The 24,932-nt window shown below is 62.4% G+C and carries 21 protein-coding genes and 1 pseudogene; 13 read left to right on the forward strand and 9 right to left on the reverse strand.

Annotation, left to right across the window (positions count from 1 at the left end; genetic code table 11):
• Positions 1 to 112 precede the first annotated feature (112 nt).
• The 5 genes and pseudogenes from A6V37_RS16990 to A6V37_RS17005 all read left to right on the forward strand — a co-directional run bounded on the left by A6V37_RS16990 (position 113) and on the right by A6V37_RS17005 (position 4,233).
• Complete coding sequence (locus A6V37_RS16990) at positions 113 to 808, forward strand: dienelactone hydrolase family protein (RefSeq protein WP_064270401.1); 696 nt, start codon at positions 113 to 115, stop codon at positions 806 to 808.
• Positions 809 to 950: 142 nt separating this feature from the next.
• A complete protein-coding gene (locus A6V37_RS16995) occupies positions 951 to 1,271 on the forward strand; it encodes a DUF4148 domain-containing protein (RefSeq protein ID WP_064270402.1) in 321 nt (106 codons plus the stop codon).
• Positions 1,272 to 1,331: 60 nt separating this feature from the next.
• Positions 1,332 to 1,601 (forward strand): annotated as a pseudogene (locus tag A6V37_RS39230) (MBL fold metallo-hydrolase); the annotation flags it as partial.
• A 73-nt stretch (positions 1,602 to 1,674) separates the two neighbouring features.
• Complete coding sequence (locus tag A6V37_RS17000) at positions 1,675 to 2,199, forward strand: DUF3331 domain-containing protein (RefSeq protein ID WP_242665904.1); 525 nt, start codon at positions 1,675 to 1,677, stop codon at positions 2,197 to 2,199.
• Positions 2,200 to 2,406: 207 nt separating this feature from the next.
• A complete protein-coding gene (locus A6V37_RS17005; protein WP_075643511.1) occupies positions 2,407 to 4,233 on the forward strand; it encodes an ATP-binding protein in 1,827 nt (608 codons plus the stop codon).
• 127 nt (positions 4,234 to 4,360) lie between these two features.
• Here the strand turns inward: A6V37_RS17005 and A6V37_RS17010 are convergent, their stop codons facing one another.
• From A6V37_RS17010 to A6V37_RS17020, 3 genes are all read right to left on the reverse strand, one after another.
• Positions 4,361 to 5,266: a LysR family transcriptional regulator gene (locus A6V37_RS17010; RefSeq protein WP_064270403.1), complete on the reverse strand. Its 906-nt coding sequence runs from the start codon at positions 5,264 to 5,266 to the stop codon at positions 4,361 to 4,363.
• Between the two features lie 92 nt (positions 5,267 to 5,358).
• A complete protein-coding gene (gene katG, locus A6V37_RS17015; RefSeq protein ID WP_064270404.1) occupies positions 5,359 to 7,539 on the reverse strand; it encodes a catalase/peroxidase HPI in 2,181 nt (726 codons plus the stop codon).
• 115 nt (positions 7,540 to 7,654) lie between these two features.
• Positions 7,655 to 8,788: an FAD binding domain-containing protein gene (locus A6V37_RS17020; protein ID WP_064286147.1), complete on the reverse strand. Its 1,134-nt coding sequence runs from the start codon at positions 8,786 to 8,788 to the stop codon at positions 7,655 to 7,657.
• Positions 8,789 to 9,323: 535 nt separating this feature from the next.
• Between A6V37_RS17020 and A6V37_RS17025 the strand changes: the two genes are divergently transcribed.
• Positions 9,324 to 10,145, forward strand: a complete 822-nt coding sequence (locus tag A6V37_RS17025) for an alpha/beta fold hydrolase (RefSeq protein ID WP_064270406.1) — start codon at positions 9,324 to 9,326, stop codon at positions 10,143 to 10,145.
• Between the two features lie 78 nt (positions 10,146 to 10,223).
• Here the strand turns inward: A6V37_RS17025 and A6V37_RS17030 are convergent, their stop codons facing one another.
• From A6V37_RS17030 to A6V37_RS17055, 6 genes are all read right to left on the reverse strand, one after another.
• Positions 10,224 to 11,750, reverse strand: a complete 1,527-nt coding sequence (locus tag A6V37_RS17030) for an efflux transporter outer membrane subunit (protein WP_082904858.1) — start codon at positions 11,748 to 11,750, stop codon at positions 10,224 to 10,226.
• A complete protein-coding gene (locus tag A6V37_RS17035) occupies positions 11,729 to 12,850 on the reverse strand; it encodes an HlyD family secretion protein (protein ID WP_064270407.1) in 1,122 nt (373 codons plus the stop codon). The genes A6V37_RS17030 and A6V37_RS17035 overlap by 22 nt, the downstream gene beginning before the upstream one ends.
• A 64-nt stretch (positions 12,851 to 12,914) precedes the next feature.
• Complete coding sequence (locus A6V37_RS17040; RefSeq protein ID WP_242665905.1) at positions 12,915 to 14,519, reverse strand: MFS transporter; 1,605 nt, start codon at positions 14,517 to 14,519, stop codon at positions 12,915 to 12,917.
• Between the two features lie 143 nt (positions 14,520 to 14,662).
• Positions 14,663 to 15,655 (reverse strand): cytochrome d ubiquinol oxidase subunit II, encoded by a 993-nt coding sequence (cydB, locus tag A6V37_RS17045; protein ID WP_064270408.1) that lies wholly within the window; start codon positions 15,653 to 15,655, stop codon positions 14,663 to 14,665.
• Between the two features lie 6 nt (positions 15,656 to 15,661).
• On the reverse strand, positions 15,662 to 17,074 hold the full coding sequence (locus A6V37_RS17050; RefSeq protein ID WP_064270409.1) for a cytochrome ubiquinol oxidase subunit I: 1,413 nt from the start codon (positions 17,072 to 17,074) through the stop codon (positions 15,662 to 15,664).
• Complete coding sequence (locus tag A6V37_RS17055; protein ID WP_064270410.1) at positions 17,071 to 17,259, reverse strand: hypothetical protein; 189 nt, start codon at positions 17,257 to 17,259, stop codon at positions 17,071 to 17,073. The genes A6V37_RS17050 and A6V37_RS17055 overlap by 4 nt, the downstream gene beginning before the upstream one ends.
• A gap of 298 nt (positions 17,260 to 17,557) precedes the next feature.
• Here A6V37_RS17055 and A6V37_RS17060 point away from each other — a divergent pair, with 298 nt between their 5' ends.
• The 7 genes from A6V37_RS17060 to A6V37_RS17090 all read left to right on the forward strand — a co-directional run bounded on the left by A6V37_RS17060 (position 17,558) and on the right by A6V37_RS17090 (position 24,930).
• Positions 17,558 to 18,433, forward strand: coding sequence for a LysR family transcriptional regulator (locus tag A6V37_RS17060; RefSeq protein WP_064286148.1), 876 nt, complete (start codon positions 17,558 to 17,560; stop codon positions 18,431 to 18,433).
• Between the two features lie 274 nt (positions 18,434 to 18,707).
• The gene (locus A6V37_RS17065; RefSeq protein WP_064270412.1) at positions 18,708 to 19,199 is read left to right on the forward strand and encodes a cupin domain-containing protein; all 492 of its coding nucleotides are present in this window, start codon (positions 18,708 to 18,710) and stop codon (positions 19,197 to 19,199) included.
• A 37-nt stretch (positions 19,200 to 19,236) separates the two neighbouring features.
• A complete protein-coding gene (locus tag A6V37_RS17070) occupies positions 19,237 to 20,232 on the forward strand; it encodes a hypothetical protein (RefSeq protein WP_064270413.1) in 996 nt (331 codons plus the stop codon).
• Positions 20,233 to 20,326: 94 nt separating this feature from the next.
• The gene (locus A6V37_RS17075; RefSeq protein WP_064270414.1) at positions 20,327 to 21,790 is read left to right on the forward strand and encodes an aldehyde dehydrogenase family protein; all 1,464 of its coding nucleotides are present in this window, start codon (positions 20,327 to 20,329) and stop codon (positions 21,788 to 21,790) included.
• A gap of 6 nt (positions 21,791 to 21,796) precedes the next feature.
• Complete coding sequence (locus A6V37_RS17080) at positions 21,797 to 22,855, forward strand: maleylacetate reductase (protein ID WP_064270415.1); 1,059 nt, start codon at positions 21,797 to 21,799, stop codon at positions 22,853 to 22,855.
• 42 nt (positions 22,856 to 22,897) lie between these two features.
• The gene (locus A6V37_RS17085; RefSeq protein ID WP_064286149.1) at positions 22,898 to 24,187 is read left to right on the forward strand and encodes an ABC transporter substrate-binding protein; all 1,290 of its coding nucleotides are present in this window, start codon (positions 22,898 to 22,900) and stop codon (positions 24,185 to 24,187) included.
• Between the two features lie 20 nt (positions 24,188 to 24,207).
• Complete coding sequence (locus tag A6V37_RS17090) at positions 24,208 to 24,930, forward strand: ABC transporter ATP-binding protein (RefSeq protein WP_064270417.1); 723 nt, start codon at positions 24,208 to 24,210, stop codon at positions 24,928 to 24,930.
• Positions 24,931 to 24,932: the final 2 nt, after the last annotated feature.

Consider the following 24,932-nt stretch of genomic DNA (forward strand, 5'->3'; position numbering starts at 1 on the left):
GGCTGATCTGCCGGGCGCAAAAAAAGAAAAATTAAGAACGTTTTAACTTGCCCAAAGGACCCGGGACCTTGACTGCGCATACACTCGGCTGAACTTACAGCGGAGTTTTGCAATGAGCGAAATCCTCAACATCAAGGTTCCGGACGGGTCCTTCTCAGCTTACGTGGCGCGTCCCAAACAGGAACCGGCTCCCGCCGTCGTCGTGCTGCAGGAGATATTCGGCGTCAATACCGACATGCGCCAGACGGCGGACGAACTCGCCGCTCTGGGCTTCATCGCCATCTGCCCGGATCTGTTCTGGCGCCAGGTGCCCAACGTCCAGTTGTCGGATAAGACCGATTGGGACCAGGCGGCCAAGCTGTATCAGGCGTACGACGTCAACCAGGGTGCCGTCGACATCATCGCTGCCGTCGAGTGGGCGCGTACGCTACCGGGCGCGACGGGGCAGGTCGGCGTAGTCGGTTTTTGCCTCGGCGGCCTGATGAGCTATCTGACCGCGGCAAGGGGCAAGATAGACGCGGCCGTGAGCTACTACGGCGGCAGGACCGACGAGTTTCTCGACGAGGCATCGAACATCACGGCACCGATGATCATGCACTTCGGCGAAGAGGACGAATACATCTCGCAGGCGGCCCAACAGGCGATCAAAGCGAAGATGCACGGCAAGCCTGGCGTCGACATATTCAGCTACCCAGGCTGCGCTCATGCTTTTGCGCGGCATCACGGCACCAAATTCGACGAGGCCGCGGCGCATCTCGCCAATGGCCGCACTGCTTCTTTCTTCAAGAAGCATCTCGGACTTGCATAAGAGCCTGCCGCTGGACCCATCCGCACACGCGGGCTCCGGCGGCTCGCCATTTATACTTAGCCAGCGCGGAACCGCGCTCTACCCGTGAGTATTTCATTGCAGGCGGCAGCACGTTGCCAATTAACCTGAGGAAATTGCAGAAATGAAGCGACTTACAGTGAGACAGATTATCGCCGGGTTTGCAATCGCGGCCATGGCAGCCGGGGCGGTCGTACCGGCCATGGCTCAAGACGCGAGCGGAACGGCCGCGGCCACTGCCGCTAACCCCGCCGCCGCGTCGAGCGCGAAGCCGTCAAAGGCCGACCGCAAGGCGGCACGGAAGAAGGCTCGTGCAAAGAAGAATGCGGAGCTGAAGAAGCTTGAAGATGCCGGTTATAAACCGAGTAGCAACGACCCCAACTATCCGACCGATTTGCAGAATGCCCAGAAAAAGGCCGGTATTGGTCAAGGCGCGAGTCAATAGTTTCGGCTGGACTGTCGCGGTGATCGCTTTCACCGCGACGGCGCGTCGCTTGCTGCCGCGCCCCTGGTCAAAACACAGGCGCCTGCTTTTCTAAGCACATTCTTCGACGCTGCGCTCGCCTCTGTGGCGCCGTATGTCGCGGCCGGGCGCTTCAAGCCCTTCAGCGGAGATGTCGAACTCGATCCAGGTATTCGGGCTGTCGCCCTGACGGGGCATACGCCAGGCCATACCGGATATCTTGTGGATAGCGAATCAAAACAACTTCTGGTCTGGGGCGATATCGTCCACGTTGCAGCGATCCAGTTGCAGAATCCAGAGGCTACCGTCGAGTCGTAGGCGATCGGGGCCAGACGTTGAGATTGTGTATTCAATGGCTTGATCGGCCGAGCTGGACAACCCACTGTTGATTGATCAGGAGGGTATGGTGCATAACGAGGGTCTCTTGAAACAGGGCATTGAAACGCGCCGGGATGAAGGACACTTCAGGCAGGAAGCGTCCTACTCGCCGTTCGACACAATGGATGCGAGGACGGACGGTGGCCACGCCTTCGTGTGGGATCACGTGATCAACGCACTCAAGACCTGTCGCGATGAATGTCGGGCCGAAGCGTATCTCGCGCCGCCGGCACGTTGCATGGAGAAGTATCTGCCGTCGCCGCACACGCAGATTGACATCATGGAGCGTCTGTCTGAAAGCTCTGTCGCGGTGCTGTGGCGCGATGCTACACGCGGCCGCTATGGCGATCAGGTCTGGATTGTTTGCCGTGCCCGCATCAAGGGGCGTTGTGCGTTGAGCGGAGCGATCATTCGCCGCGGTGATCTGGTCTACAAACCGAGGGTGCGTAGCGCCGCACCCTCCAACGCCGCCGCGATGATTCTGGCTTCTGTGGTTTCAGGAATGCCCTGCATGTCTGCAGACGGAGGTTAGCGCCGCGCCAACACACTGCTCAATGGGAGCAAGCAGACCGAAAGCGTTCGGAATGCTGCTGTTTTGCAACAGTAGACATCGGTGAGAATGTCTCGTACCTATTACCGTCAGAGATTCGGTTCTATTTCAAGGTTTCCTTTTCCCAGACCCGCCGATGAAACCAATCGGAGCCTGGATCTGACGGCGCAGGGAACCCCCGAATAAAAAATGAACACTGACCAATTCCTTCGACTGCGTTATCTGGGACTGCTCTGGGTATTCGGCTGTAGTACCTTGGGCGTGGTCACTTTGGTGTGCTTCCGTCTGGGTTTCAGCCTGGCGTCCGCGGGGTTTGCCTATCTAATTGTTATCGTGCTGCTGTCTCTTCTCGACAGCTTTGTTTCGTCCGCCATTTTTTCTGTTTTTTCTGCCGCTTGTCTCAACTACTACTTCACCGATCCGATCTTCAGCTTCAGCGTGGCGTCCCCTCAGGATCTGATGGGACTGGTTACGTTCATGACCACGTCGCTTACCGTTACTGCGCTGATAAGACACGTGCGGCGGCTGGGCGAGGCACACCGTGAGCAGGCCGAACTTCTCGACCTTACGCATGACACGGTGTTCGTTCGTGACATGAGCGACGTCATCAGCTATTGGAATCATGGCGCTGAAGAACTGTATGGCTGGACAAAGGAAGAGGCCATCGGCAAGACAAGTCCCCATCTGCTGAAGACGCGCTTTCCCGTGCCGTTCGGTGAGATCACGGAGGCGTTGCTGAATACGGGCCGCTGGGACGGTGAACTGATCCGGACGAGGCGGGACGGCCGGCAAGTTGTGGTGGCGAGCCGCCTGTCGCTGAAGAGAAGTGAAAATGGGCGTCCGCTTGCGAAGCTCGAGACCAATATCGACGTTACCGAGCGTAGGCGGACCGAAGAATCGCTGCGCCGCAGCCAGGCGCAGTACCTTGCGGAAGCACAGAAACTGAGCCTCACCGGCAGTTTTGGCTGGAATGTGTCAAGTGGAGAAGTTTTCTGGTCCGAGCAAAGCTTCAGGATCTTCGAATACGACCCATCTATTCCGCCCACCATTGAAGCGCTGCTTCAGCGTACGCATCCGGACGACGTCGCGTTCGTCCAGAAAACGCTCGAGCATGCAATCGAAGCCAGAAGGGACTTCGATTTCCAGCATCGGCTGCTGATGCCCGACGGCGCCATCAAGCATCTCCATATCGTCGCGCATGCCGAGAAAGAGAGCGTTTTCAAGCTGCAGTATTTCGGTGCGGTCAAAGACGTTTCCGCTGCCCGGCAGGCCGAGGAGCAGTTGCATGAGACGCGATCGGAACTCGCCCGCATGAGTCGAGTCACGGCGCTCGGCGAGCTGAGTGCGTCCATTGCCCATGAAGTCACACAGCCGCTCGCGGCAATTGTCGCGAACGGTGAGGCCTGTTTGCGATGGCTCTTCCATCCAACGCCACAGCCCGACGAGGTGCAGACCTGTGTGCAATACATGATCGCCGATGCCCGGCGCGCGAGCGAGATCGTCCTGCGTATTCGCATGCTTCTCAAAAAGGATACCCCGCAGAAGACGCAACTCTGTCTCAACGAAGTCATCAATGATGTAGCGTCGCTCATCCAACACGAAATACTCACTCATCGCGTCTCGCTGCGCCTCGAACTTGCTCCCGGCTTGCCGCCGCTGCACGCCGGACGGGTCGAACTTCAGCAAGTGATTCTCAACCTGGCGATCAACGGCATTCAGGCGATGGGCGGCATCGATGACGGACCACGTGAACTGGTGATCAAGACCTTTCAGGATGAGGCCGGCAATGTGGTCGCCTCCGTGCAGGACTCCGGCACGGGCATCAAACCCGAGAGCATCGGTCGGCTGTTCGATCCGTTCTTCACCACCAAACCCGACGGCATGGGCATGGGTTTGTCGATTTGCCACTCGATCGTCGAAGCCCACGGTGGACGGGTGTGGGCCTCCAACCGTACGGGACGCGGCGCGATCTTCCAACTCAGCCTGCCTCCGTTTGCGAAAGCGGGCGGCCTTTGACGCCGATCCTATTTTGAGTGCCGATATCCCGGCATTCCATCACGCAGCCTTCAGATCGTTTTAGCCTCGCAAAGGACTTTAAAGAAGCATTTCCCTACGGCGAGTCCGCGACGCCACACGCAACCAATCACGCTGTGCCGTTCGTCAGTTCGGAGATGAAATCGATAAACGCATTGACTCTTCGGGAGCCTCTCTGATTGGGCAAATACACGGCGCTCACGACGGATCGAGCGTTGTTCGGTGCGATGTCGAAGTCTGGCAACAGGCGGGTAAGCGTGCCGGCCTGAACATCGGCGGCGACCAGCCAGTCCGGGAGGAGAGCGATGCCCGTGCCGTCTATCGCTGCCTCGCGTAACACCTCGGAGCTGTTGGCCTTTAGCCTGCCGGTGACCATGACGCGCGTTTCTTCCTGCTGACGGATGAAGGTCCAGACCTGAGCTTCGGCAGCGTAGGTGAATCGAAGGCACTCATGGTCCGTCAATGCGGCGGGAGAGTCCGGATAACCCGCCCGTTCGAGGTATTCACCACTCGCAACCAGAAAACGCGCAAACACCCCAATGCGTCTGCTGACGACATCCGCGGTGGGCGCGACCTCGCCCAGGCGAATCGCGACATCGATCCGATCGGTCACCAGATCGACGAGCGAATCGCTAAGCCTGATGTCCAGGTCCAGCTTGGGGTACTTTCTCAGGAGCGCGGCGAGGGAAGGCGCAATCTTCCGTGCGCCGAACGCAACGGGAACAGAAACGCGCAACGGCCCCGACGCTTCTCCGCTTCGGTCCGAAACCGACGCGTCCGCATCGGCCATGTCTTCCAGCAGTTTTTTCGCCTTGGCGTAGTACGTCGTTCCCGCGTCCGATAGCGTCACCTGGCGGGTGGTTCGGTTGAGCAGTACCGTGCCCAGTTCTTTCTCGAGCGAATCCACGGAGCGTGTGACGGAAGACGTGACCAGATCGAGGCGTCGCGCCGCGCTCGAAAACCCGCCTGTCTCCGCGACTTCCACGAATGCGCGCAGGGCTAGCAGCTTATCCATAGCTTCCTCAATGGCGACTGGCAAAAGAACGGCCGGTCATTGTGTGACCGGCCGTTCTTTACTGACGTGAAACGCTTATCGTCTATTGAAGATCACTTGAGGTCGAAGCGATCGAGGTTCATCACCTTGTTCCAGGCTGCCACGAAGTCACGGACAAACTTCTCCTTAGCGTCCGACTCTGCATAAACTTCAGCGAGAGCGCGAAGCTGGGAGTTCGAGCCGAAGACCAGATCGACACGCGTGCCGGTCCACTTGACTGCGCCCGTTTTGCGATCGCGTCCTTCGAACACGTCCTTGGCGTCGGATACCGGCTTCCACTCCGTGCTCATGTCGAGCAGGTTCGTGAAGAAGTCGTTGGTCAACGCTTCCGGCCGCGCCGTAAAGACGCCGTGCTGGGTTTGCCCGAAGTTGGTGTTGAGCACGCGCAGGCCGCCGATGAGCACGGTCAACTCCGGCGCGGTCAGCGTCAGCAATTGCGCCCGATCGACCAGCAACGCCTCGGCCGCTACCGGGTATTTGCCCTTCTCGTAGTTGCGGAAACCGTCGGCGATCGGTTCGAGCACCGCCACGGAAACCACGTCGGTTTGCGCTTGCGAGGCGTCCATACGTCCCGGAGTGAACGGCACCGTCACCGCGTGTCCGGCATTTTTCGCTGCTTGTTCGACGCCGGCACAACCGGCCAACACGATCAGGTCGGCGAGTGAGACCTGCTTGCCGCCGGACTGAGCGCTGTTGAACCCTGTCTGTATACCCTCGAGGGTCTCGAGCACTTTCGCCAGTTGCGCGGGTTGGTTGACTTCCCAATCCTTTTGCGGCGCAAGGCGAATGCGCGCGCCGTTGGCGCCGCCACGCTTGTCGGATCCGCGGAAGGTCGATGCGGACGCCCAGGCGGTCGACACCAGCTGCGAGACGGACAGCCCCGAAGCGAGGATCTTGGCTTTGAGCGCGGCAACGTCCTGCTCGTTGATCAACGGATGATTCACCTCGGGAATCGGGTCTTGCCAGAGCAGCTCTTCGGCAGGAACTTCGGGGCCAAGATAGCGTGCGCGCGGGCCCATATCGCGATGCGTGAGCTTGAACCACGCGCGGGAATACGCCTCGGCAAACTCATCTGGGTTCTCGTAGAAGCGCCGGGAAATTTTCTCGTATGCCGGGTCGAATCGCAGGGCGAGGTCGGTGGTCAGCATGGAGGGCGCGCGGCGCTTGGACGGGTCATGCGGATCCGGCACCGTGTCCGCGCCGGCGTCGCCCTTCGGCTTCCATTGATGCGCGCCGGCCGGGCTCTTCGTCACTTCCCATTCGTAGCCGAACAGATTCGTGAAGAAGCCGTTGCTCCACTTGGTCGGCGTCGTGGTCCAGATCACTTCCAGGCCGCTGGTGATTGCGTCGCCGCCCTTGCCGGTACCGTAGCTGCTCTTCCAGCCGAGGCCTTGCTCCTCGATGCCGGCCCCTTCCGGCTCGCGTCCTACGAGGGCTGCATCGCCGGCGCCGTGAGTCTTGCCGACCGTGTGGCCGCCCGCGATGAGCGCGACGGTTTCTTCGTCGTTCATCGCCATGCGCGCGAAGGTTTCGCGGATGTCCCGTGCGGCAGCCAGCGGATCCGGGTTGCCGTTCGGGCCCTCCGGATTGACGTAAATCAGGCCCATCTGAACGGCGCCGAGCGGGTTTTCGAGGTCCCGATCGCCGGTGTAGCGTTTGTCGCCCAGCCACGTGGTTTCGTTACCCCAGTAGACGTCCTGGTCCGGCTCCCAGACATCCTGACGCCCGCCGCCGAAGCCGAACACCTTGAAGCCCATCGATTCAAGCGCGACGTTGCCCGTGAGAATGATGAGGTCGGCCCATGAAATCTTCCGGCCGTATTTCTGCTTGATCGGCCAGATCAGCCGGCGTGCCTTGTCGAGGTTGCCGTTGTCGGGCCAACTGTTGAGCGGGGCGAAGCGCTGCTGGCCTGCACCGGCGCCGCCGCGGCCGTCGCCGATGCGGTATGTGCCGGCGGCGTGCCATGCCATGCGAATAAACAACGGCCCGTAATGGCCGAAGTCCGCCGGCCACCAGTCCTGCGAGGTCGTCATCAGTGCCAGCAGGTCTTTCTTGACTGCCGCGAGATCAAGGCTGTTGAACTCCTTGGCGTAGTCGAAGTCTTCGCCCATGGGGTCGGACAGCGACGAATGCTGGTGCAGGATGTTCAGCTTGAGCTGATTGGGCCACCAGTCCTGGTTCGCCGTGCCGCCGCCGGCGGCATGGTTGAAAGGACACTTTGATTCAGTCGCCATGTGGTGTTCTCCTAGGAGTGTTGCACTGGATGACGTGGCCCGTTTGGAGTCCGGGCGCCGTCCTTGAATACTATTGCGTTTCGACAGAGGGCGTGAAAGGGCACGCCCGACGATTTCACGTACCGATGCTTCCTAACCCGAACGACGCTGCCAGCTCCGGCCCCTTCTCCAACAAACGGCTGACGGCCTCCCGGCGATTCGCTGCCCACAATGCCAGTACGTCCTTGACATGCAGTTCAGTATGAACCGATAGGGCTTCGGCCAGCGCAACGGCGTCATCCGCCGCTTTCGACGTGCCGGATGCCGTATGAGGACGCACAGTGCAGGCGGCATCCCCAATCAACGCGACTCGTCCGACAGAAAACTCAGGGCTTAGCGCGTCGAATATCGATTGAAAGAACGGCGCCCGCGTCTCGCGAACCAGTTGCTGCAGTGCAGCAGGAAGATGCCGGCTTGCCAGTTCGCACAGCTCCTCGAATGACGCCGCTGATAGCTGGCCGGGGCTAATCGACGAGTGATGCCGATGCCCCTGAGCGTCCGTCAGGTGTCTGTGCATTGCAGCAACATCGGCTTCGTTCCGATACCAAAGCCAGTTGAAACGCCTTTTACCCGGTTCCAATGCGCCGTCGAGACCGAGAATCAGAAATGCCATAAACATATGCCCCGGATCCCGGAACATGGTGAAGTTATTCACGAGTTCTTCAACTTCGCGCGGCGAGAAGAGTGATTCATCCACGATGCCACGCCAGGCGACGTACCCTGCGAAACGCGATTCGTAGTGGGGGAAGAGCCTCGCCCGCGTGCGGGAGCCGATGCCGTCCGCAGCAAGGAGCATGTCCGCGCTGATGCGTTCCCCACCCTCGAGCTCGATCTCGATCGCGTTGTCATGCTCGGTAAAGCCGACCACTTCCCGTCCGTACGAGATCCTGTGTTTCGGCAGCATGGCGCAGAGTGACCGATAGACGGTATCCCACGAGGAAAACGGCAGCTTCTCGGGCTCCTCGGTCAGCACGTCGCCATTGATGTCTATACGTCTGCGCATAACCGTCGGCACGCTGATCATTTTTTGCGTGTAGTGGCCATGCTGTTCGAGGAATTTCATCATGTGGCGCAGCACGGCCACGCCGCCGCCCTTGCCGCGCAGCGGAACCTCGGAGCGTTCGTACACGTGCACGTCGTGTCCGATGCAACCGAGCGTGAGCGCGCTCGACAGCCCCGCGATTGATCCACCAGCGATGACAATTTTCATGGGCTAAGGGATGTGAAAGATACGGGGTCCCCACACATGGGATCCGACTCGGCGAAGCTAGTATCGCGCATTCGCGATTCTCCTGCTTTTCATGGTGTGGTTAATTGGTCGTGCTTCACGGATCGCCACGCCGGGCAAATATGCTATCGCAAGTTTGCAGGACAAACAGCGATGGTAGCCGTCAACGAGTCCGCAATCGATCAGATGCGCCACCTTTAAGAACGTTTAAGTCCACCGTCAGGACTTTTAGTGCCTTATCCCCCTAATCTGCCATCGGTCATGATGCCGCGCTGGTCCGGGACCGGCGCGGCAGGTCGTGGACGCGAACTAAAACGGCAAGGTCGCCGTGAACGATAGGGGAACAACAATGAGTAACGGAGCGGATAAGGAAATCTCTTCTGCGTCGCGGCGCAACATGCTGATGGCCGGAGCCGGCGCGGTTGCTGCAGCGGTCGTCCCGGCGGTTTCCATAGCCGCGGGCAGCGCATCGGGCGGCAAAACCGCCAATCATCTTGCACATACAGGAGCACGATCCATGAACTACGTCACCACCAGGGACGGCGCGCAGATTTTCTACAAGGATTGGGGCTCGGGTCACCCAGTCGTGTTCTCGCATGGCTGGCCGCTCGATGCCGATGCATGGGACGCGCAGATGCTGTTTCTCGTGCAGAAGGGCTATCGCGTGATCGCTCACGACCGCCGCGGGCACGGCCGCTCGAGCCAAACCGCGCACGGCAACGACATGGACACCTACGCGGACGACCTGGCTGCCGTCATCGAAGCGCTGGATCTGAAGGGTGCCACCCTGGTCGGCCACTCGACGGGCGGTGGAGAAATCGCACACTACGTTGGCCGACATGGGACGAAGCGCGTCGCCAAAATGGTCCTGATCGGTGCCGTGCCGCCGATCATGCTGAAGACCGAAGCCAATCCGACGGGCCTGCCCATGTCCGTATTCGACGGTATTCGCGCCAATACCGCGAACAATCGCTCGCAGTTTTTCAAAGACCTTGCGGTGCCTTTCTACGGCTACAACCGCCCGAACGCAAAAGTGCAGCAAGGCGTGATCGACGAGTTCTGGCGCGAAGGCATGATGGGCTCGGTGCTCGGCCAATACGAGTGCATCAAGCAGTTCTCCGAGGTCGACTACACGCCGGATCTGAAGAAGATCGACGTGCCGACGCTGATCCTGCACGGTGACGACGATCAGATCGTGCCGTTGGACAATTCTGGCCGCAAATCCGCCGAGATCGTCAAGAACGCCACGCTCAAGGTCTACCCGGGCGCACCGCATGGCATGTGCACGACGGAAGCGGATCGCGTCAATGCGGATCTGCTTGCCTTCCTCCAGTCGTAAGCGTTGAGCCTTAGTGAAGGCGATCGAGCCTTAGCTTAAGCAGAGTGATGCGGCCGGCGTTTTGCGCCGGCCGCATTGCTATGTTCCCTGACCATCGGCGGCATGGCCTTCTGTCTGCCAGCCCCCGCCCAGCGCTTTGTAAAGCGCCACGAGTTCGAGCGCCGTATCACGCTCGCTCTGGGCCAGTTTGTCGTCGGCCGCGTACAGCGAACGTTCTGCATCGAGCACGGAGAGGAAGTCGTTAAGCCCTTGCTTGTACAGTCGCGTCGCGATGGTCACCGCTTCGCGGTCGGCAGTGACTTCGGCTGCCAGCTTTTCATGCCGTACCCTGGACTGCGCGTAGGACACGAGCGCGGTCTCGACATCCCGCAGCGCACCGAGAACCGTCCGCTGGTAGGCGGCGGCCGCCTGATCGGTCCGCGCCTCCTCAGCGTGCATTTCGAAACGAACCTTGCCTGCATCGAAGATCAGCCAGTTGATACTCGGGCCGATGGAGAAATAGCGGCTCGGCGCGGTGAGAAACGTCGAAGCATTCAGGCTCTCCAGACCCGCCACCCCGGTCAGCGAAAAGTGCGGATAAAGGTCCGCTTGCGCGATGCCGATGCGAGCGTTCGCAGCGGCGATCCGGCGTTCGGCGGCGCGGATGTCCGGCCGGCGGCGCAGAAGATCGGAGGGCAAGCCCACCGGCACGTCTGTCGTCGTCGAAGGAATCGCCTGCGGGCTATCCAGTTGGGCAAGCAGCCGTTCCGGTGGTTGGCCGATCAACGCACCGATTCGATAGATGGACGCGCGTTCATTTGCTGCGAATGTCGGAATGGCTGCTTCGGTATCCGAAACTTGTGCTTGCGCACGCAGCACATCGAGACGCGAGGCCAGCCCTGCATCGAACTGCGAGCGGGTCAGCACCAGCGAGTCCTGCTGGATCGACAGATTGCTGCGCGCGACGGCAAGCTGGCGTTGCACGCCGCGCAATTCGATGTAGTTGCGCGCGACTTCCGCGAGCAGCGTCAACTCGCCGTCGCCACGCTCCGCCTCGACCGCCTGGTAGTTTGCGTCAGCGGACTCGACGCCGCGCCGCTTGCCGCCGAACACATCGATTTCCCACGAAGCGTCGAAGCCGGTCTGCCATAGATTGCCGTTGGCGCCAGGGCCGAGACCGCCTGGCGGCACGCCGACCGGCACATTGGCGCTGCCATGACTCCGATCGTATTTGGCGCCGACATCGACCGTTGGATATTGATCCGCACCGGCGATACCACGCAAGGCCCGCGCTTCGCGTATGCGTGCTTCGGCAACCGCCAGGTCCGGGGCGGAGTGCAGCGCTGCGGTCATGAGCGAATTGAGCGTCGCGTCGTCAAAGGCCTGCCACCAGGCATCGTTCGATAGTGGCGCCCCCTGCGGGGCACTTGTCGCCGAGCCGGAGCCGGTGCCGGTGCTGGTCTGTTCGGTAAAGCTCGCCGGCATGGCCGGTTTCGGCGCCACATAGTCGGGCCCTACGGTGCAACCCGCGAGGAGCGCCGCGCATGCCGCGACAATAGCGGCAGCCTGTCGCCGCCGAAAAGGCGCCGCCGGCCGCGCCGCGGCTAGTTCCAGAAGCCAAGCCATGTCGGCCGTTCCTTCACGAAGATTTCCGTTTCGACGGACATGCCCGGCGAGATCAATTTGAGTGCTTCTCCAGGGTTGTCGAATTCGATTTTCACCGGCACCCGCTGCACCACTTTCACGAAGTTGCCTGTTGCGTTTTCGGGCGGCAGCAGCGCGAAGTGGGAGCCGGTTCCGCGCTGAATGCTGTCGACGTGACCGCGCAGCCGCAGGTCCGGAAACGCGTCGACGAAAATCGTGACCTGCTGGCCCGGTCTGACGTGAGTCAGCTGCGTCTCCTTGTAGTTCGCGGTCACATAGAGCTTGTCCGGCACGACCGATAGCAGCGTTTGCCCGGGCTGCACGAAGTTGCCCTTCTCGACGCTTTTGTTCGCGACACTGCCGGACTCGGTCGCATAGATTTTGGTGTACGAAAGGTTGAGCATCGCCTGTTCCAGCGTCGCATTGGCCTGGGCCACCGACGCTTCAGCGGTTTTCACCTGGGCGCGTGCGAGCGTCGCCTGCGCCTGCAATGCATCGACTTTGACCTGGGCCGCCGTCACTGAAGCGCGCGTCCCATCGGCGGCTGCCTTGCCCTCGTCGACGCGTTCCGATGAAACGGCCCGCACGTCGGAGACGGATTGCAGCCGCGCCAGATTGGCGCCGGCAAGTTTCGCATTGGCGCGCGCGACGTCGAGTTCGGCCTTTTGCTGGCCGATATTGGCGTCGGCCACCGCGACCTGGTTGCGCGCTTCCTCCAGCTTCCCCGCGGCTGCCGCGACATTGGCGCGCGCCACATCCACCTGCACGAGATAGTCGCGCGGGTCGAGTTCGACGAGGAGGTCGCCTGCGGTGACCTTGCTGTTGTCGTTGACGTGAAGCGTCTGCACGTAAGCGGGGACTTTGGGAATGACCGTGACCAGATGCGCGTCGACATAGGCGTCATCGGTCTGCTTCTCGTACAGGCCGGGCAGCAGGAAATACGCGGCGATGGCGAGCAGGACGATCGCCGCCAGCAGGCCGAGGAGTAACCAGCGCCGATTGTCGGGCGGCGCGGGCGCCGCAGGCGCACTCGCCGGCGGTGGCGGGGTGGCCGGTTTTTGAGCCGGTGGCGCTTCGCTCATCGGGGCCTCCGGCAGGGCGGATGGATCGGGTTGGGAACAGACAAGGTTGGCATGGCCGCACTCCTTATTTTTTGGCTACCGGGGTCGGCGGAATGATGGGGACGAGACATAGCGCGATCACACCGACTGCCGCCATGAAGGCGAAAGCGTCCGCATTGGCGAGCGTCGCAGCCTGATGGGCGCCTGCTTCGGCAAGCGTTTTTAACGCAGCGCGCTGGCCCTCGACCGAAGAGTAGCCGCCGCGCGTGACCAGTGTCGAGCTTACCGAGGAGAGCCAGTCTCGCGTCACCGGATTGTCGAGGCGAAGGTGCTCGAACAGGCGTGATGAATGAAGCGTCTCGCGATGCCCGATCAGAATGGTCAGCAGCGCAACCCCCAGCGAAGCGCCGAACTGCCGGAACGTCATGTAAAGCGAGACGCCGTCGAGCAGCTTGTTCTGCTCGATGCGTGCCACCGTGCCGCTCCCTACCGCCGGCAACAGCGGGGACAGGCAGCAGGCGTAAAGAATCAGCGGCGCCACGTAGTAATAACCGGGCGTGTCCGTGGTCAGCAGGCGGTTGAACAGCACCATCGACGCGATCAGCATGACGAGCGCGATCACGATCGTCTTGCGCTGGCCGATCCGCGCGATGAGGCCGACCATGAGCGGCCGGATGGCCGCTGCCGTCAATGCATAGACGCAGATGATCTGCCCGGTCTGGGTCGCGCTATGCGTATGGGTCGAGAGATTGCGCAGAAACTCCGGCAGCACGAACAGGCTGCCCGACAGAATCATGCCGGTGAAAATGCCGATCAACGCGGATGACAACACGTAACGATCGCGCAACAGACCGAGCCAGAGCAACGGTGTTCGATTCGCAGGGCTCGCCTGCCAGAGCACGAAAAGCAGCAGCGCGGCACCGCTTGTCCAGGCGAGCACGCGAATATGCAGCGATCCGAACCAGTCGTCGATTTCGCCGCGATTGAGAACGATCTGCAGCGAGATCAGCGCCGTCGCGAGCAACACGATGCCGAGCCAGTCGGTGCTCACCACGCGCTCGGAGGCGGGCGGCGGAAGTGTCGGAAAGCAGCGCGCCAGCAGCCATATCGCCGCGGCGGCATAGAGCAGATTCGGCAGGAAGATCAGGCGCCAGTTGAACTGGTCGGTGATGTAGCCGCTCACCAGCAGCCCCGCCGCGCTCGACAGATAGAGCAGCGTGGACGCTTTCATCAGCGACGGGCTGCGCTGCGGCTTGGGCATCAGCACATAGATGCTCGCGCGCCACCAGACGACCAGACCGGCCCCGGCCAGCCCCTGGACGGCGCGCCAGATCAGGATCGTACTGAGGTCGGGGGAGAGCGCGCAGCCCATCGAGGCCATCGCGAACACGACGATGGTCGAGATCAGGAAGCGCTTGTAGCCAAAGTGCCCGGCCATCCAGATCGAGACAGGCACGCCGAGAAACAGCGCGCAGCTATAGACGGTCAGCAGCCAACTGGCTTCGTCCGCGGACACGCCCAACGTGCCGGTCAGATCCGCCAGCACCAGGTTCATGCTGTCGAAGGTGTAGAACTCCATCCCGGTGGCGAGGCCGAGCCCGATGAGCAGCAGGCGCGTATGGGCCGGCGGCAGCATGAGCGCCGGTTGAGGTGAAGCGGGCATCGCCTCCGGCAGGGCGGTGTCACTCATGGCAGGGGTCGATCCGTATTTGACAGGCGATGATCACGTAAGGAGCCGCAAGACGGCATGCATCGCCGCGCTGACGAGGAGCAGCGTGGCGACGGCCGCCAGATAGAGACCGCCGAACCAGCACAGCCGGCGGCTGCGCGGACTCATGCTTCCCATCCCTTCTCGGGCGTCTTGCCGCGAAAGGTGCGGTACGCGAACGCAGAATAAGCGAGGACGACCGGCGTGACAACCGCTGCACCGATCAACAGGAAGACATGGCTGAGGGTCGACGATGCCGCGGCCCAGAGCGTGAGGCGAAACGGCACGATGTCCGGAAAGATACCGACACCCAGCCCCGCCACGCCGAGCACGAAGAGCGCCAGCGCCAGACAGAATGGGCGTCCGTCTGTGCGGCCGCCAATTGCGCGCAGCAGGGCGGCGCTCACACCGAGAAAGAGAACCGCGATCACCACGAGGGCGAACGTATGCGCGGTCCACGCGGCGCGTATGCCGGGTTGAACCCACGCCGCGGCGGCGCAGGTTGCGGCGGCGAGGCACACGAAGACCGGCAGGGCCAGACGCAGGCTGCGCTCGGCGTGGGCACGCAATGCCGCGGTTGCCTTCAGATGCAGCCAGCCCGCGCCGAGGACGACATAACCCGCGAACACCGTGATCGCGGTCAGCGCCGGGAAGGGCCGGAACACATCGAAGACGCTGCCGCCAAAGGCGTCGCCGTTGACGCTTACGCCCTGGATGAGTCCGCCGACAATCAGCCCCTGCATGAGCGCGGCCACGATCGAGCCCACGCCGAATGCCGCGTCCCAGAAGCGTCGCCCCTGCTCGATCTGATAGCGGAATTCGAACGAGACGCCACGTAGTCCCAGCGCCAGCAGCATGACGATCAGCGGGATATAGAACGCCGGCAGCAGCACGCCGTAGGCAATGGGGAACGCGGCGAGCAGCGCGACGCCGGCCATGATCAGCCAGGTCTCGTTGCCGTCCCAGGTGGGCATGATCGAATCGACCATGCGGTCGCGCAGCCGTTCGTCGGCTTGCCCAAGCAGGAGGGCGCCCACGCCCAGGTCGAAGCCGTCGAGCAGCACGTACAGCGACAATGCAAAGGCGGTGAACAGCGCGGAGAGCAGCGGCAGGGTCATGACGGGCTACTCCACGTGGGCCGGGTTGCGGCCGGCAGGGTCGTCCATCACTGCCGGCTTGAGCGCATGCTTGAGCGAGCCGGTGGCCGCCGGTTCGGACTGTGCCGCCTGAGGGCCGCGGCGGATCATGCGGAAGGTGAAGATCAGGAACGCCGTCATGAAGAGCGCGTAGATGCAGACGAACGCGATCAGCGTCGACAGCAGCACGCCTGCCGGGACCGGCGAGACGGCGTCGGCCGTGCGCAGGATGTTGTAGATCACCCAGGGCTGGCGCCCGGTCTCCGCGAGATACCATCCGCCGAGCGTCGCGATCACGCCGGATGGCGCCATCACCACCAGCGTTCGCAGGAACCAGCGTGTGTTGAAGAGCCGGCCTTGCCAGCGCAGCCACAGCGATGCAATACAGACGCCGAACATGATGATGGCAAGGCCGTACATCGTGCGAAAGCCGTAGAAGACCCAGCCCATGAGCGGCTGCCGGTCGCGTGGCGTGTTGGTCAATCCTTCGACCCGGCCGTTCAGGCTATGCGTGAGCCAGATGCTGCCCAGGTAGGGCGTGCCGAGCGCGAAGCGATTACGCTGATTCTGCTGATCGGGAATGATGAACCAGTAGTAGGGTGCGGGCGATTGCGACTGTTTTTCCCAGAAGCCTTCGGCAGCCTGCATCTTGGCCGGCTGATACTCGAGCATTTTCCCGTACAGCATGTCGCCGACGAAGACCTGGCAGCCGATCAGGATAGTGGCAAAGGTGAGGCCGATCGAGACCGTCCGGCGTCCGAATGCTTCGTGTTCGCCGCGCAGCAGATACCAGGCGCCGACCCCGGCCACGAGGAACGAGCCGGTGATATAGGCCGCCATCAGCATGTGCGGCAGGCGGTACGGCCACGATGGGTTGACGATCACCTTCAGCCAGTCGGTGACCACGACCCGGCCATGTTCGACCACCACGCCGTCAGGCGTTTGCATCCAGCTATTGGCCGACAGAATCCACGAGGCCGACAGTAGCGTGCCAAGGGCAACCATGCAGGTGGCGAGGAAGTGCAGTTTCGGTCCGACGCGGTTGAAGCCGAACAGCATGATGCCGAGGAACCCGGCTTCGAGGAAAAAGGAGGTCAGCACTTCCAGTCCGATCATCGGGCCGATTGCCGGGCCTGCCATCTGCCCGAACCTGGCGAAGCCAAGACCGAATTCGAACGAGAGCACGATTCCGGTGACCACGCCGACACCGAAGCCCATCGCGAAGATGCCGAGCCAGAAGCGGTAGATCTGCAGATAGAGCGGGTCTTTGGTTTTCAGCCACAGGCCTTCCATGATCGCCAGAAAGGCGGCGAGCCCGATCGAGATCGTCGGGAAAATAATGTGGAAGCTGACGGTGAACGCGAACTGAACGCGCGCGAGGATGGCGGGATCGAGGTTCACGGCTGCTTCCGTTCGGTTTGTGGGCGCCGGGAGATCGTCACGGCTAGCGCGACGAACAGTGCGAGCGCGATGATCGACGCGGGCAAACCGAACACGCCGATGATGACGAAGAAAAACGCCACGCCGAGCAGGGTTGCGCAGATCGCCCCTGGCAGGCGCCACGTGGATGTGGACTCGGCCTTCATGGCTGGTTACCTCAGTATTGCGATTCCACCTTCACGATCACGTGCGCACGGTGGCGAAAACGGATCGTAAGGCATGGAATGGTTGCTTCAGGAATACGGATACTGCCGGCCGATCATGCCGCAGGGCGGCCTTAAAAGTCCTGAGCAAAACATAAATTCTGCTGAACGTGCGGGCTGCTCAGTGGGCCGCTAAGTGGGCTACTAAGCGCGCGCATTCGCTTTGCAGCCATGGTCCTGAAACGGATTACACTTTGATCGGGAAGAACGGGCTGCAAACATAACGATCACAGGAGACAGGATGGATCTGTTCATGTCGATGGAGGCCTTCGTGCGGGCCGCGGAGGCACAGAGCTTTGCGGGCGCCGCACGCCAGTTGGGCGTTGCCAAATCCGTGGTGACCTCGCGCGTCAAGCAACTCGAAGACCATTTCGGTGTGCCGCTCTTTCATCGTTCCACGCGAGCGGTGCGCCTGTCGGAACTCGGTGAAACGTACTATCGCGAATGCGCCGAGCTGGTCAACAAGGTCCACGATCTGTCCGGCCGTTCGCGCGGCGATCCGCAGGCGCTCGCCGGCACGCTCAACATTCACGTTCTGCCGGGCTTCGCGCTGGGCCATTTTTCGCAAACGCTGATCGAATTCCGCGAGGCTTACCCACGCGTCGAATTCGTCGTGACGGTCAACGACCGGGTGATCGATCCGGTGCAGGAAGGCTTCGATCTGGCCTTGCAGATCTATCCGCCGGCGTCGAATCTGCTGGTGGAACGGCGTCTCTTTCCCGTGCGTGGCGTGTTGTGCGCCGCGCCGGGTTATCTGAAGGAAGAGCCGGTGATCGAAACGCCGCTCGACCTGTTGCGGCACGATTTCGCCCGCTATTCGTACTACCCTTGGGGCGACAAGTGGCCGCTGATGCGCGGCAACGAGTGCTTCGAAATCGCCTTGAATCCCGTGCTCAAAACCAACAGCGTGCACCTGCTGCTCGAATTCGCACGGGCCGGTGCGGGCGTCGTCTATCTGCCGACCATGGTTGCCGCGGCCGATCTCCTCGAACGGCGCCTCGAAAGAGTGCTGCCGGAGTACGCGGCGCCGCCGTTATGGCTTTCGGCGGTCTATCCCGCGTCGCACCGCTCGACCACCAAGGTCAAGGCTTTCGTCGACTTCCTGCGCGCCCGTTAGCTGCGCGAGCCGCAGTGGGACAGGGCGCTCGGCATTGCGCCGCCGGACGACGAGACCAAAAGCGTCGGCGAGGAGCTGGCCGAAGACTGAGCGAAGAATGAGCACTGCGGGAGAGCCCTCGGGGTTCTCCACCAGGTAGTTTCCCTGGCGCGAATTTGCAGCACCTATGGTTCGCGTTTCCCGACCCTCAGAACATTGCTGTTGCGCCTGCCGCCACTTAATCTTCGATCCAAGCAAACGCAATCTTGGATTCATAGATCAACTGGAGGCAGACATGCAAGAGACCTGGTTCGGCAGCCTGGATAATTTCCGCAAAGGCTCCATCGAAATCATCAAGGGCAAGCCGGAGCATTACGCCATGTCGAATGTGTTCGACGTGGCGAGCCGCGCGGCGCCCTACGAAAAAATCGTCGTCGGCAAGAATCTCAAGTACGTGATCGAGACGCTGCGCGCGGAAGGTTCGTCGCCGTGGTTCACCGCCTCGCACGATGAATTCGCGGTTGCGCTCGACGGCGAGATCGACATCTATTTCATCAAGCCGTCGGACGGCGCGCTCATCGACGCGCAGACCGAAGGCAGCGTGCGGCTCGAAGGTCAGCCGTCCGGCCAGTCGATGGGTTATGTGCGGCTGCGTCGCGGCCATCAGGCGCTGCTGCCGGCGGGCGCCGCGTATCGCTTCGAAGCGAGGACCAAGGGCGTGCTGCTCGTGCAGACGATTCTCGGACGCTATTCGGTCGAGAAGTGGGCCGACATCTGCATCCACTGACACCCGCTACCCGACCGATCCTCTCCCGGAGCTCATCATGAACACAGCCAGCACCCTGCAAAACATCACCGCGAGCGAGGCCGACGCGGTGACCGGATATCGCACGTTCCGCCTCGGCGATTTCGAATTCAGCCGCGACGCGTATTTCGCCACCGTCAAATGGCCGGCGAAAGGCCAGATCCGCTCGCACCAGATGCACGCCGACGACTTCCTGCGCGCCATGATGCGCGACGTGGCGTGGGGCTTCTTCTACGGCTGGGTCAATTTCGACGAAGTGATCGGCACGCGCAATCACTACGGCAAGGTCGACATGTACGCCGGTGCGTACAACGCAAGCTTCAAGGACGCGGGCGTCGATCATATGCAGCAGTTCGACACGCCGCTCATCATGGCGACCTTCAAGGCGATTCTGCGCGACTGGGTCAACGAAGGCTTCGATCCGTTTGCCGCGCCTGAAGAAACCGGCTCCGCGTTCGGCACGAAGCATGGCGACAACATCGCCGCGATCGAGCGTACGCGTATTGCCACCAAACGCATGCCGGGCCTCGAAGGCGACTCGCCGTTGCGCGACGACTTGCCGGTCAACCGCCAGTTCGCCGACGTCGGCCAGGACGAACCCGAGATTCACGCCGAGCCCGGCTTCGAGGGCGCGTTGCATGCGTTCAGCCTCTTCAAGTACCTGTCGCGCTCGGACGTGACGTGGAATCCGTCGGTCACGTCGGTCTGCCAGCAGAGCCTGTTCTGTCCGACCACCGAGGAATTCGTGCTGCCGGTGTTCCATGGCAACGACCGCGTCGAGTGGTTCCTGCAACTGTCCGACCAGATCATCTGGGACGTCGCCGACAAGGACACCGGCGAGCCGCGCGCCCGCATCACGATGAACGCGGGCGATATCGCCGCCATGCCGGCCGACATCCGTCACAAGGGTTACTCGCAGAAGCGTTCGATGCTGCTGGTGTGGGAGAACGCCACGCCTGATCTGCCCAAGCGTTACGAAAGCGGCGAACTCCCGCCGTATCCGATCCAGATGTAACGCCGCGGCATTCCCCCGATAGTCGTTCGAACGGCGCCAGACCGCTGGCGCCGCGGGGAAACTCACGCCCCGTTTTTACCTGCACAGGACTGACATGCAAACGCAACTCTTCATCGGCGGCCGTTTCGTGCCGGCCGCGAACGGCGAGACGCTCGCTTCCCTCAACCCGCACGACAATTCCGTGATCGCCGAAGTGGCGATGGCCGGACCCGCCGATGTCGATCGCGCCGTGGCGGCAGCGAAGGCGGCGTTTCCGAAGTGGAGCAATCTCGCCGCGGCGGAGCGGGGGCGCCTGCTGCTCAAGCTCGCCGACGCGATCGAAGCGAACGCCGATGCGCTCGCGCGTCTCGAATCACTCGATACCGGCCACCCGATTCGCGACACGCGCAATCTCGATGTGCCGCGCACGGCGGCGACGTTCCGCTATTTCGGCGGCATGGCCGACAAGTTCGAAGGCTCGGTGATCCCGGTCGAGCAGGGCTTCCTGAACTACATGACGCGCGAGCCGGTCGGCATTGTCGGGCAGGTGGTGCCGTGGAATTTCCCGCTGATGTTCACGAGCTGGAAGATGGCGCCCGCGCTCGCCGCGGGCAATTGCGTGATCATGAAGCCCGCCGAACTCACGCCGCTGTCGAGTCTTGCCATCGCGGAACTGATGGCGGAAGTGGGCTTTCCCGAGGGCGTCGTGAATATTCTGCCGGGCCTGGGTCATGTGGCCGGTCAGTATATTGCCGAGCATCCAGAGATCAGCAAGGTCGCCTTCACCGGCTCGACCGCGGTGGGCCGCAAGATCGTGCAAGCGTCGAGCGGCAATCTGAAGAAGGTGCAGCTCGAACTGGGCGGCAAGGGCGCCAACATCGTGTTCGGCGACGCGAATATCGATGCCGTCGTGCAAGGCTCCGCCTTCGCGATCTTCCACAACCAGGGGCAGGCGTGCATTGCCGGCTCGCGCATGATCGTGCATGAATCGATCGCCGACGAAGTGCTCGAAAAGTTCAGCGCATTGAGCTGCACGATCCGGATCGGCAACCCGCTCGATCCGCTGACCGAAATGGGCCCGCTGACTTCGCGTCAGCATCGCGACCGCGTGCTGTCGTTCGTCGACGTCGCACGCGAGCAGGGTGGCCGCGTGCTGGCAGGCGGCAAGGCGCCGTCCGATGCCGCGCTGGCCAACGGCTGCTATGTCGAGCCGACTATCGTCGAAGCGAAACCGGAGCATCGCGTCTCGCAGGAAGAAGTGTTCGGGCCGTTCATGACCGTCACCACATTCCGCACCGACGAAGAAGCGCTGGCCATCGCCAACGGCACCGAATACGGTCTCGGCGCGGGTCTCTGGACACGCGATTTGCAACGCGCGCATCTGGTGGCGCGCGAGATTCGCGCCGGCATGGTGTGGGTCAACTGCTACAAGCGCGTGAGCCCCGGGTCGCCATTCGGCGGTGTCGGCGCGAGCGGCTATGGCCGCGAGATGGGTTTCGAAGCGATGCGCGAATACACGCAGCCCAAATCGATCTGGGTCAACGTGGATGCGCAGATTCCGCCTTATTACCCGCGCTGATCCGTCATGGACTCGTTCATCTATAACGGCTTGCCGTCCCGCGTGATCTTCGGCGCGGGCAGCCTCGACCAGATTGATCGCGAGATAGGTTTGCTCGGCGCGAAGCGGGCGATCGTGCTCTCCACGCCGCAGCAGCGGCCCCAGGCCGAAGCGCTGGCGGCAAGCCTGGGTTCGCGGGCGGCGGGTGTCTACGCCGAAGCCGTGATGCACGTGCCGATCGACACCGCCCGCGCGGCCCGCGACTTTGCCACACAGGTCGGCGCCGATTGCGCGATCGCGCTAGGCGGCGGCTCGACGACCGGACTCGGCAAGGCCATCGCGCTTGAATCGTCGCTGCCGATCATCGCGATTCCGACCACCTACGCCGGTTCGGAAATGACGCCGATTTACGGTCTGACCGAAGGCGGCGTCAAGAAGACCGGCCGCGATCCGCGCGTGTTGCCGAAGACGGTGATCTACGACCCGTCATTGACGACATCGCTGCCGGCCGGGTTGTCGCTGACAAGCGGCATCAACGCCATCGCGCACGCGGCCGAAGGACTCTACGCACAGGACACGAATCCGGTCATCTCGCTGATGGCGGAAGAAGGGATCCGTGCGCTCGGCCAGGGTTTGCCGCGCGTGATGCGGCAGCCCGGCGATCTCGCGGCACGCGGTGACTGCCTGTATGGCGCATGGCTGTGCGGCGCGGTCCTCGGCAACGTCGGCATGGCCTTGCATCACAAGCTGTGCCATACGCTCGGCGGCACCTTCAATCTGCCGCACGCGGAAGCGCACACCATCGTGCTGCCGCACGTGCTTGCCTATAACCGCGAGGCCGCGCCCGAGGCGATGAAGCGTGTGGCGCGCGCGCTGCATGCCGACGACGCCGCCCAGGGCGTATTCGATCTCGCGCGCGATCACGGCGCGCCGACCGCGCTGAAAGACATCGGTCTGAGCGAGGCCGATCTCGACGTCGCGCTCGATCTCGCACTAAAGAATCCGTACTGGAATCCGCGACCGGTCGAGCGAATACCGCTGCGAGCGCTGCTGGAAGCTGCCTACGAAGGCAAGCGGCCGGAATAGCGCGAACGCCCCCACTCATACAAAAAAATTCTGGAGACAGCCATGGACACCTATTCCTTCGATGCGAAGCGCCGCCGCTTCGTCACACTCGCGGCGGGCGGCGCGCTCGCCGCGTCAACCTCGGCGTTCTCGCCGCTCGTTTTCGCCTCCGGCCCGCGCACGCTGAAAATCGGCTACGTGTCGCCGCAAACCGGTCCGCTCGCACCGTTCGGCGAAGCAGACCGCTACACGATCCAGCAGATGCAAACGGCGCTGAAGAACGGCATCGTGATCGGCGGCAAGACCTATCCGGTATCCATCGTCGTCAAGGACAGCCAGTCGAATCCGAATCGCGCCGGCGAAGTCGCCAACGATCTCATCCTGAAGGACAAGATCGACATCATGCTCGTGTCCGGCACGCCCGAAACGGCGAATCCGGTGAGTGACATGTGCGAGCTGAACGAGACGCCGTGCGTGTCGACGGTGGTGCCGTGGCAGCCGTGGTTCTTCGGCAGAAAAGGCGATCCGAAGAAAGGTTTCCGCTTCACGTATCACTTCTTCTGGGGGCTGGAAGATGTGATTACCGTCTTCACCGGCATGTGGCAATCGGTGCAGACCAATCACAGCGTGGGCGGCCTGTTTCCGAACGACGGCGACGGCAACGCCTGGGGCGACGCGAAGCTCGGCTTTCCGCCGGTGCTTGCGCAGAAGGGTTTTGCGCTGAAGGACCCGGGCCGCTTCCAGAGCATGACGCAGGACTTCTCCGCGCAGATCTCGTCGTTCAAGCAGGCGAATGCGCAGATCGTCACGGGCGTCGTGATTCCGCCCGATGCGAAGAACTTCCTCGTGCAGGCGCGTCAGCAGGGTTTGAAGCCTAAGGTCATCTCGATCGGCAAGGCACTGCTGTTTCCGACCTCGATCGAAGCGCTCGGTGATCTCGGCGACGGACTCTCCACCGAGGTGTGGTGGTCGCCGTCGCATCCGTTCAAGTCGTCGTTGACGGGGCAAAGCGCACGGCAAGTCGCCGACGACTACGAGCGCGTCACGTCGAAGCAATGGACCCAGCCGATCGGTTTCGCGCACGCGCTGTTCGAAATCGCCGTCGATTCACTAAAGCGCGCTAAAGACATCGACTCGAACGAGGCGATCCGCGACGCCGTGGCATCGACGAAGCTCGATACCCTGGTCGGCCATGTCGCCTGGGGCAGCGGGCCGGTGAAGAACGTCGCGAAAACGCCGCTCGTCGGCGGCCAGTGGGTGAAAGGGCAGAAGCATCCCTTCGATCTGGCCATCGTCAACAACCAGCTCGCGCCGGGCGTGCCGCCGTCGGGCCCGCTCAAGCTGATCGCGTGAACGCCTGACGGAGAGCGGCGATGAACCCAGTTCTCAGATTAACCGGCGTGTCGAAGCGCTATGGCGCGCTGCAGGTGACCGACGACATCAGCTTCGCGGTCGAACGCGGCGAAACGTACGGCATTCTCGGCCCGAACGGCGCCGGCAAAACCACGCTGTTCAACCTGGTCAGCGGCGACGTGCGGCCCGATCAGGGCAGCGTCGAATTCGACGGCGCGGATGTGAACCACTTGCCGCCGCATCGGCGCTGCGCGGCGGGGATCGGCCGCTCGTATCAGGTGCCGCGGCCGTTCGGCGGCATGACGGTATTCGAAAACCTGCTGGTGGGCGCGACCTTCGGCGGCGAGCTGGCCGAGCACGCCGCCTACGACGTCTGCATGGATGTGCTCGAGCGCACGGGTCTCAAAGCGCGCGCTAACCAGTTGGCCGGCACGCTGGGGCTGCTGGACCGCAAGCGGCTGGAACTGGCCCGCGCGTTGGCCACGCGGCCGCAACTATTGCTTCTCGATGAAATAGCGGGCGGATTGACCGAACCTGAAACGCACGAACTCGTTGACGAGATTCGCCGCGTCAAGGAGGCGGGCGTGACGATCGTGTGGATCGAACACGTCGTGCATGCGCTGCTCGCGGTGGCCGACCGGCTGCTCGTCATCAACTTCGGCAAACGGCTTGCCGAAGGCCTGCCCGCCGCCGTGATGGACGACCCCGAAGTGCGGCGCGTGTACCTCGGACTGGAGGCCTGACC

This window comes from Paraburkholderia ginsengiterrae (genome assembly GCF_001645125.1).
GTDB lineage: Bacteria > Pseudomonadota > Gammaproteobacteria > Burkholderiales > Burkholderiaceae > Paraburkholderia > Paraburkholderia ginsengiterrae.

Excerpts from the sequence above, each read along its gene's own strand:
- A6V37_RS17065 (WP_064270412.1), top strand. The coding sequence starts at position 18,708 with ATGCAAGAGACCTGGTTCGGCAGCCTGGATAATTTCCGCAAAGGCTCC.
- A6V37_RS17040 (WP_242665905.1), bottom strand. The coding sequence starts at position 14,519 with ATGAGTGACACCGCCCTGCCGGAGGCGATGCCCGCTTCACCTCAACCG.
- A6V37_RS17070 (WP_064270413.1), top strand. The coding sequence starts at position 19,237 with ATGAACACAGCCAGCACCCTGCAAAACATCACCGCGAGCGAGGCCGAC.
- A6V37_RS17035 (WP_064270407.1), bottom strand. The coding sequence starts at position 12,850 with ATGAGCGAAGCGCCACCGGCTCAAAAACCGGCCACCCCGCCACCGCCG.
- A6V37_RS17010 (WP_064270403.1), bottom strand. The coding sequence starts at position 5,266 with ATGGATAAGCTGCTAGCCCTGCGCGCATTCGTGGAAGTCGCGGAGACA.
- A6V37_RS17085 (WP_064286149.1), top strand. The coding sequence starts at position 22,898 with ATGGACACCTATTCCTTCGATGCGAAGCGCCGCCGCTTCGTCACACTC.
- A6V37_RS17080 (WP_064270415.1), top strand. The coding sequence starts at position 21,797 with ATGGACTCGTTCATCTATAACGGCTTGCCGTCCCGCGTGATCTTCGGC.
- A6V37_RS17030 (WP_082904858.1), bottom strand. The coding sequence starts at position 11,750 with ATGGCTTGGCTTCTGGAACTAGCCGCGGCGCGGCCGGCGGCGCCTTTT.
- katG (WP_064270404.1), bottom strand. The coding sequence starts at position 7,539 with ATGGCGACTGAATCAAAGTGTCCTTTCAACCATGCCGCCGGCGGCGGC.
- A6V37_RS17005 (WP_075643511.1), top strand. The coding sequence starts at position 2,407 with ATGAACACTGACCAATTCCTTCGACTGCGTTATCTGGGACTGCTCTGG.
- A6V37_RS16990 (WP_064270401.1), top strand. The coding sequence starts at position 113 with ATGAGCGAAATCCTCAACATCAAGGTTCCGGACGGGTCCTTCTCAGCT.
- A6V37_RS17055 (WP_064270410.1), bottom strand. The coding sequence starts at position 17,259 with ATGAAGGCCGAGTCCACATCCACGTGGCGCCTGCCAGGGGCGATCTGC.
- A6V37_RS17075 (WP_064270414.1), top strand. The coding sequence starts at position 20,327 with ATGCAAACGCAACTCTTCATCGGCGGCCGTTTCGTGCCGGCCGCGAAC.
- A6V37_RS17020 (WP_064286147.1), bottom strand. The coding sequence starts at position 8,788 with ATGAAAATTGTCATCGCTGGTGGATCAATCGCGGGGCTGTCGAGCGCG.
- A6V37_RS17025 (WP_064270406.1), top strand. The coding sequence starts at position 9,324 with ATGAACTACGTCACCACCAGGGACGGCGCGCAGATTTTCTACAAGGAT.
- A6V37_RS16995 (WP_064270402.1), top strand. The coding sequence starts at position 951 with ATGAAGCGACTTACAGTGAGACAGATTATCGCCGGGTTTGCAATCGCG.
- A6V37_RS17090 (WP_064270417.1), top strand. The coding sequence starts at position 24,208 with ATGAACCCAGTTCTCAGATTAACCGGCGTGTCGAAGCGCTATGGCGCG.
- A6V37_RS17060 (WP_064286148.1), top strand. The coding sequence starts at position 17,558 with ATGGATCTGTTCATGTCGATGGAGGCCTTCGTGCGGGCCGCGGAGGCA.
- cydB (WP_064270408.1), bottom strand. The coding sequence starts at position 15,655 with ATGACCCTGCCGCTGCTCTCCGCGCTGTTCACCGCCTTTGCATTGTCG.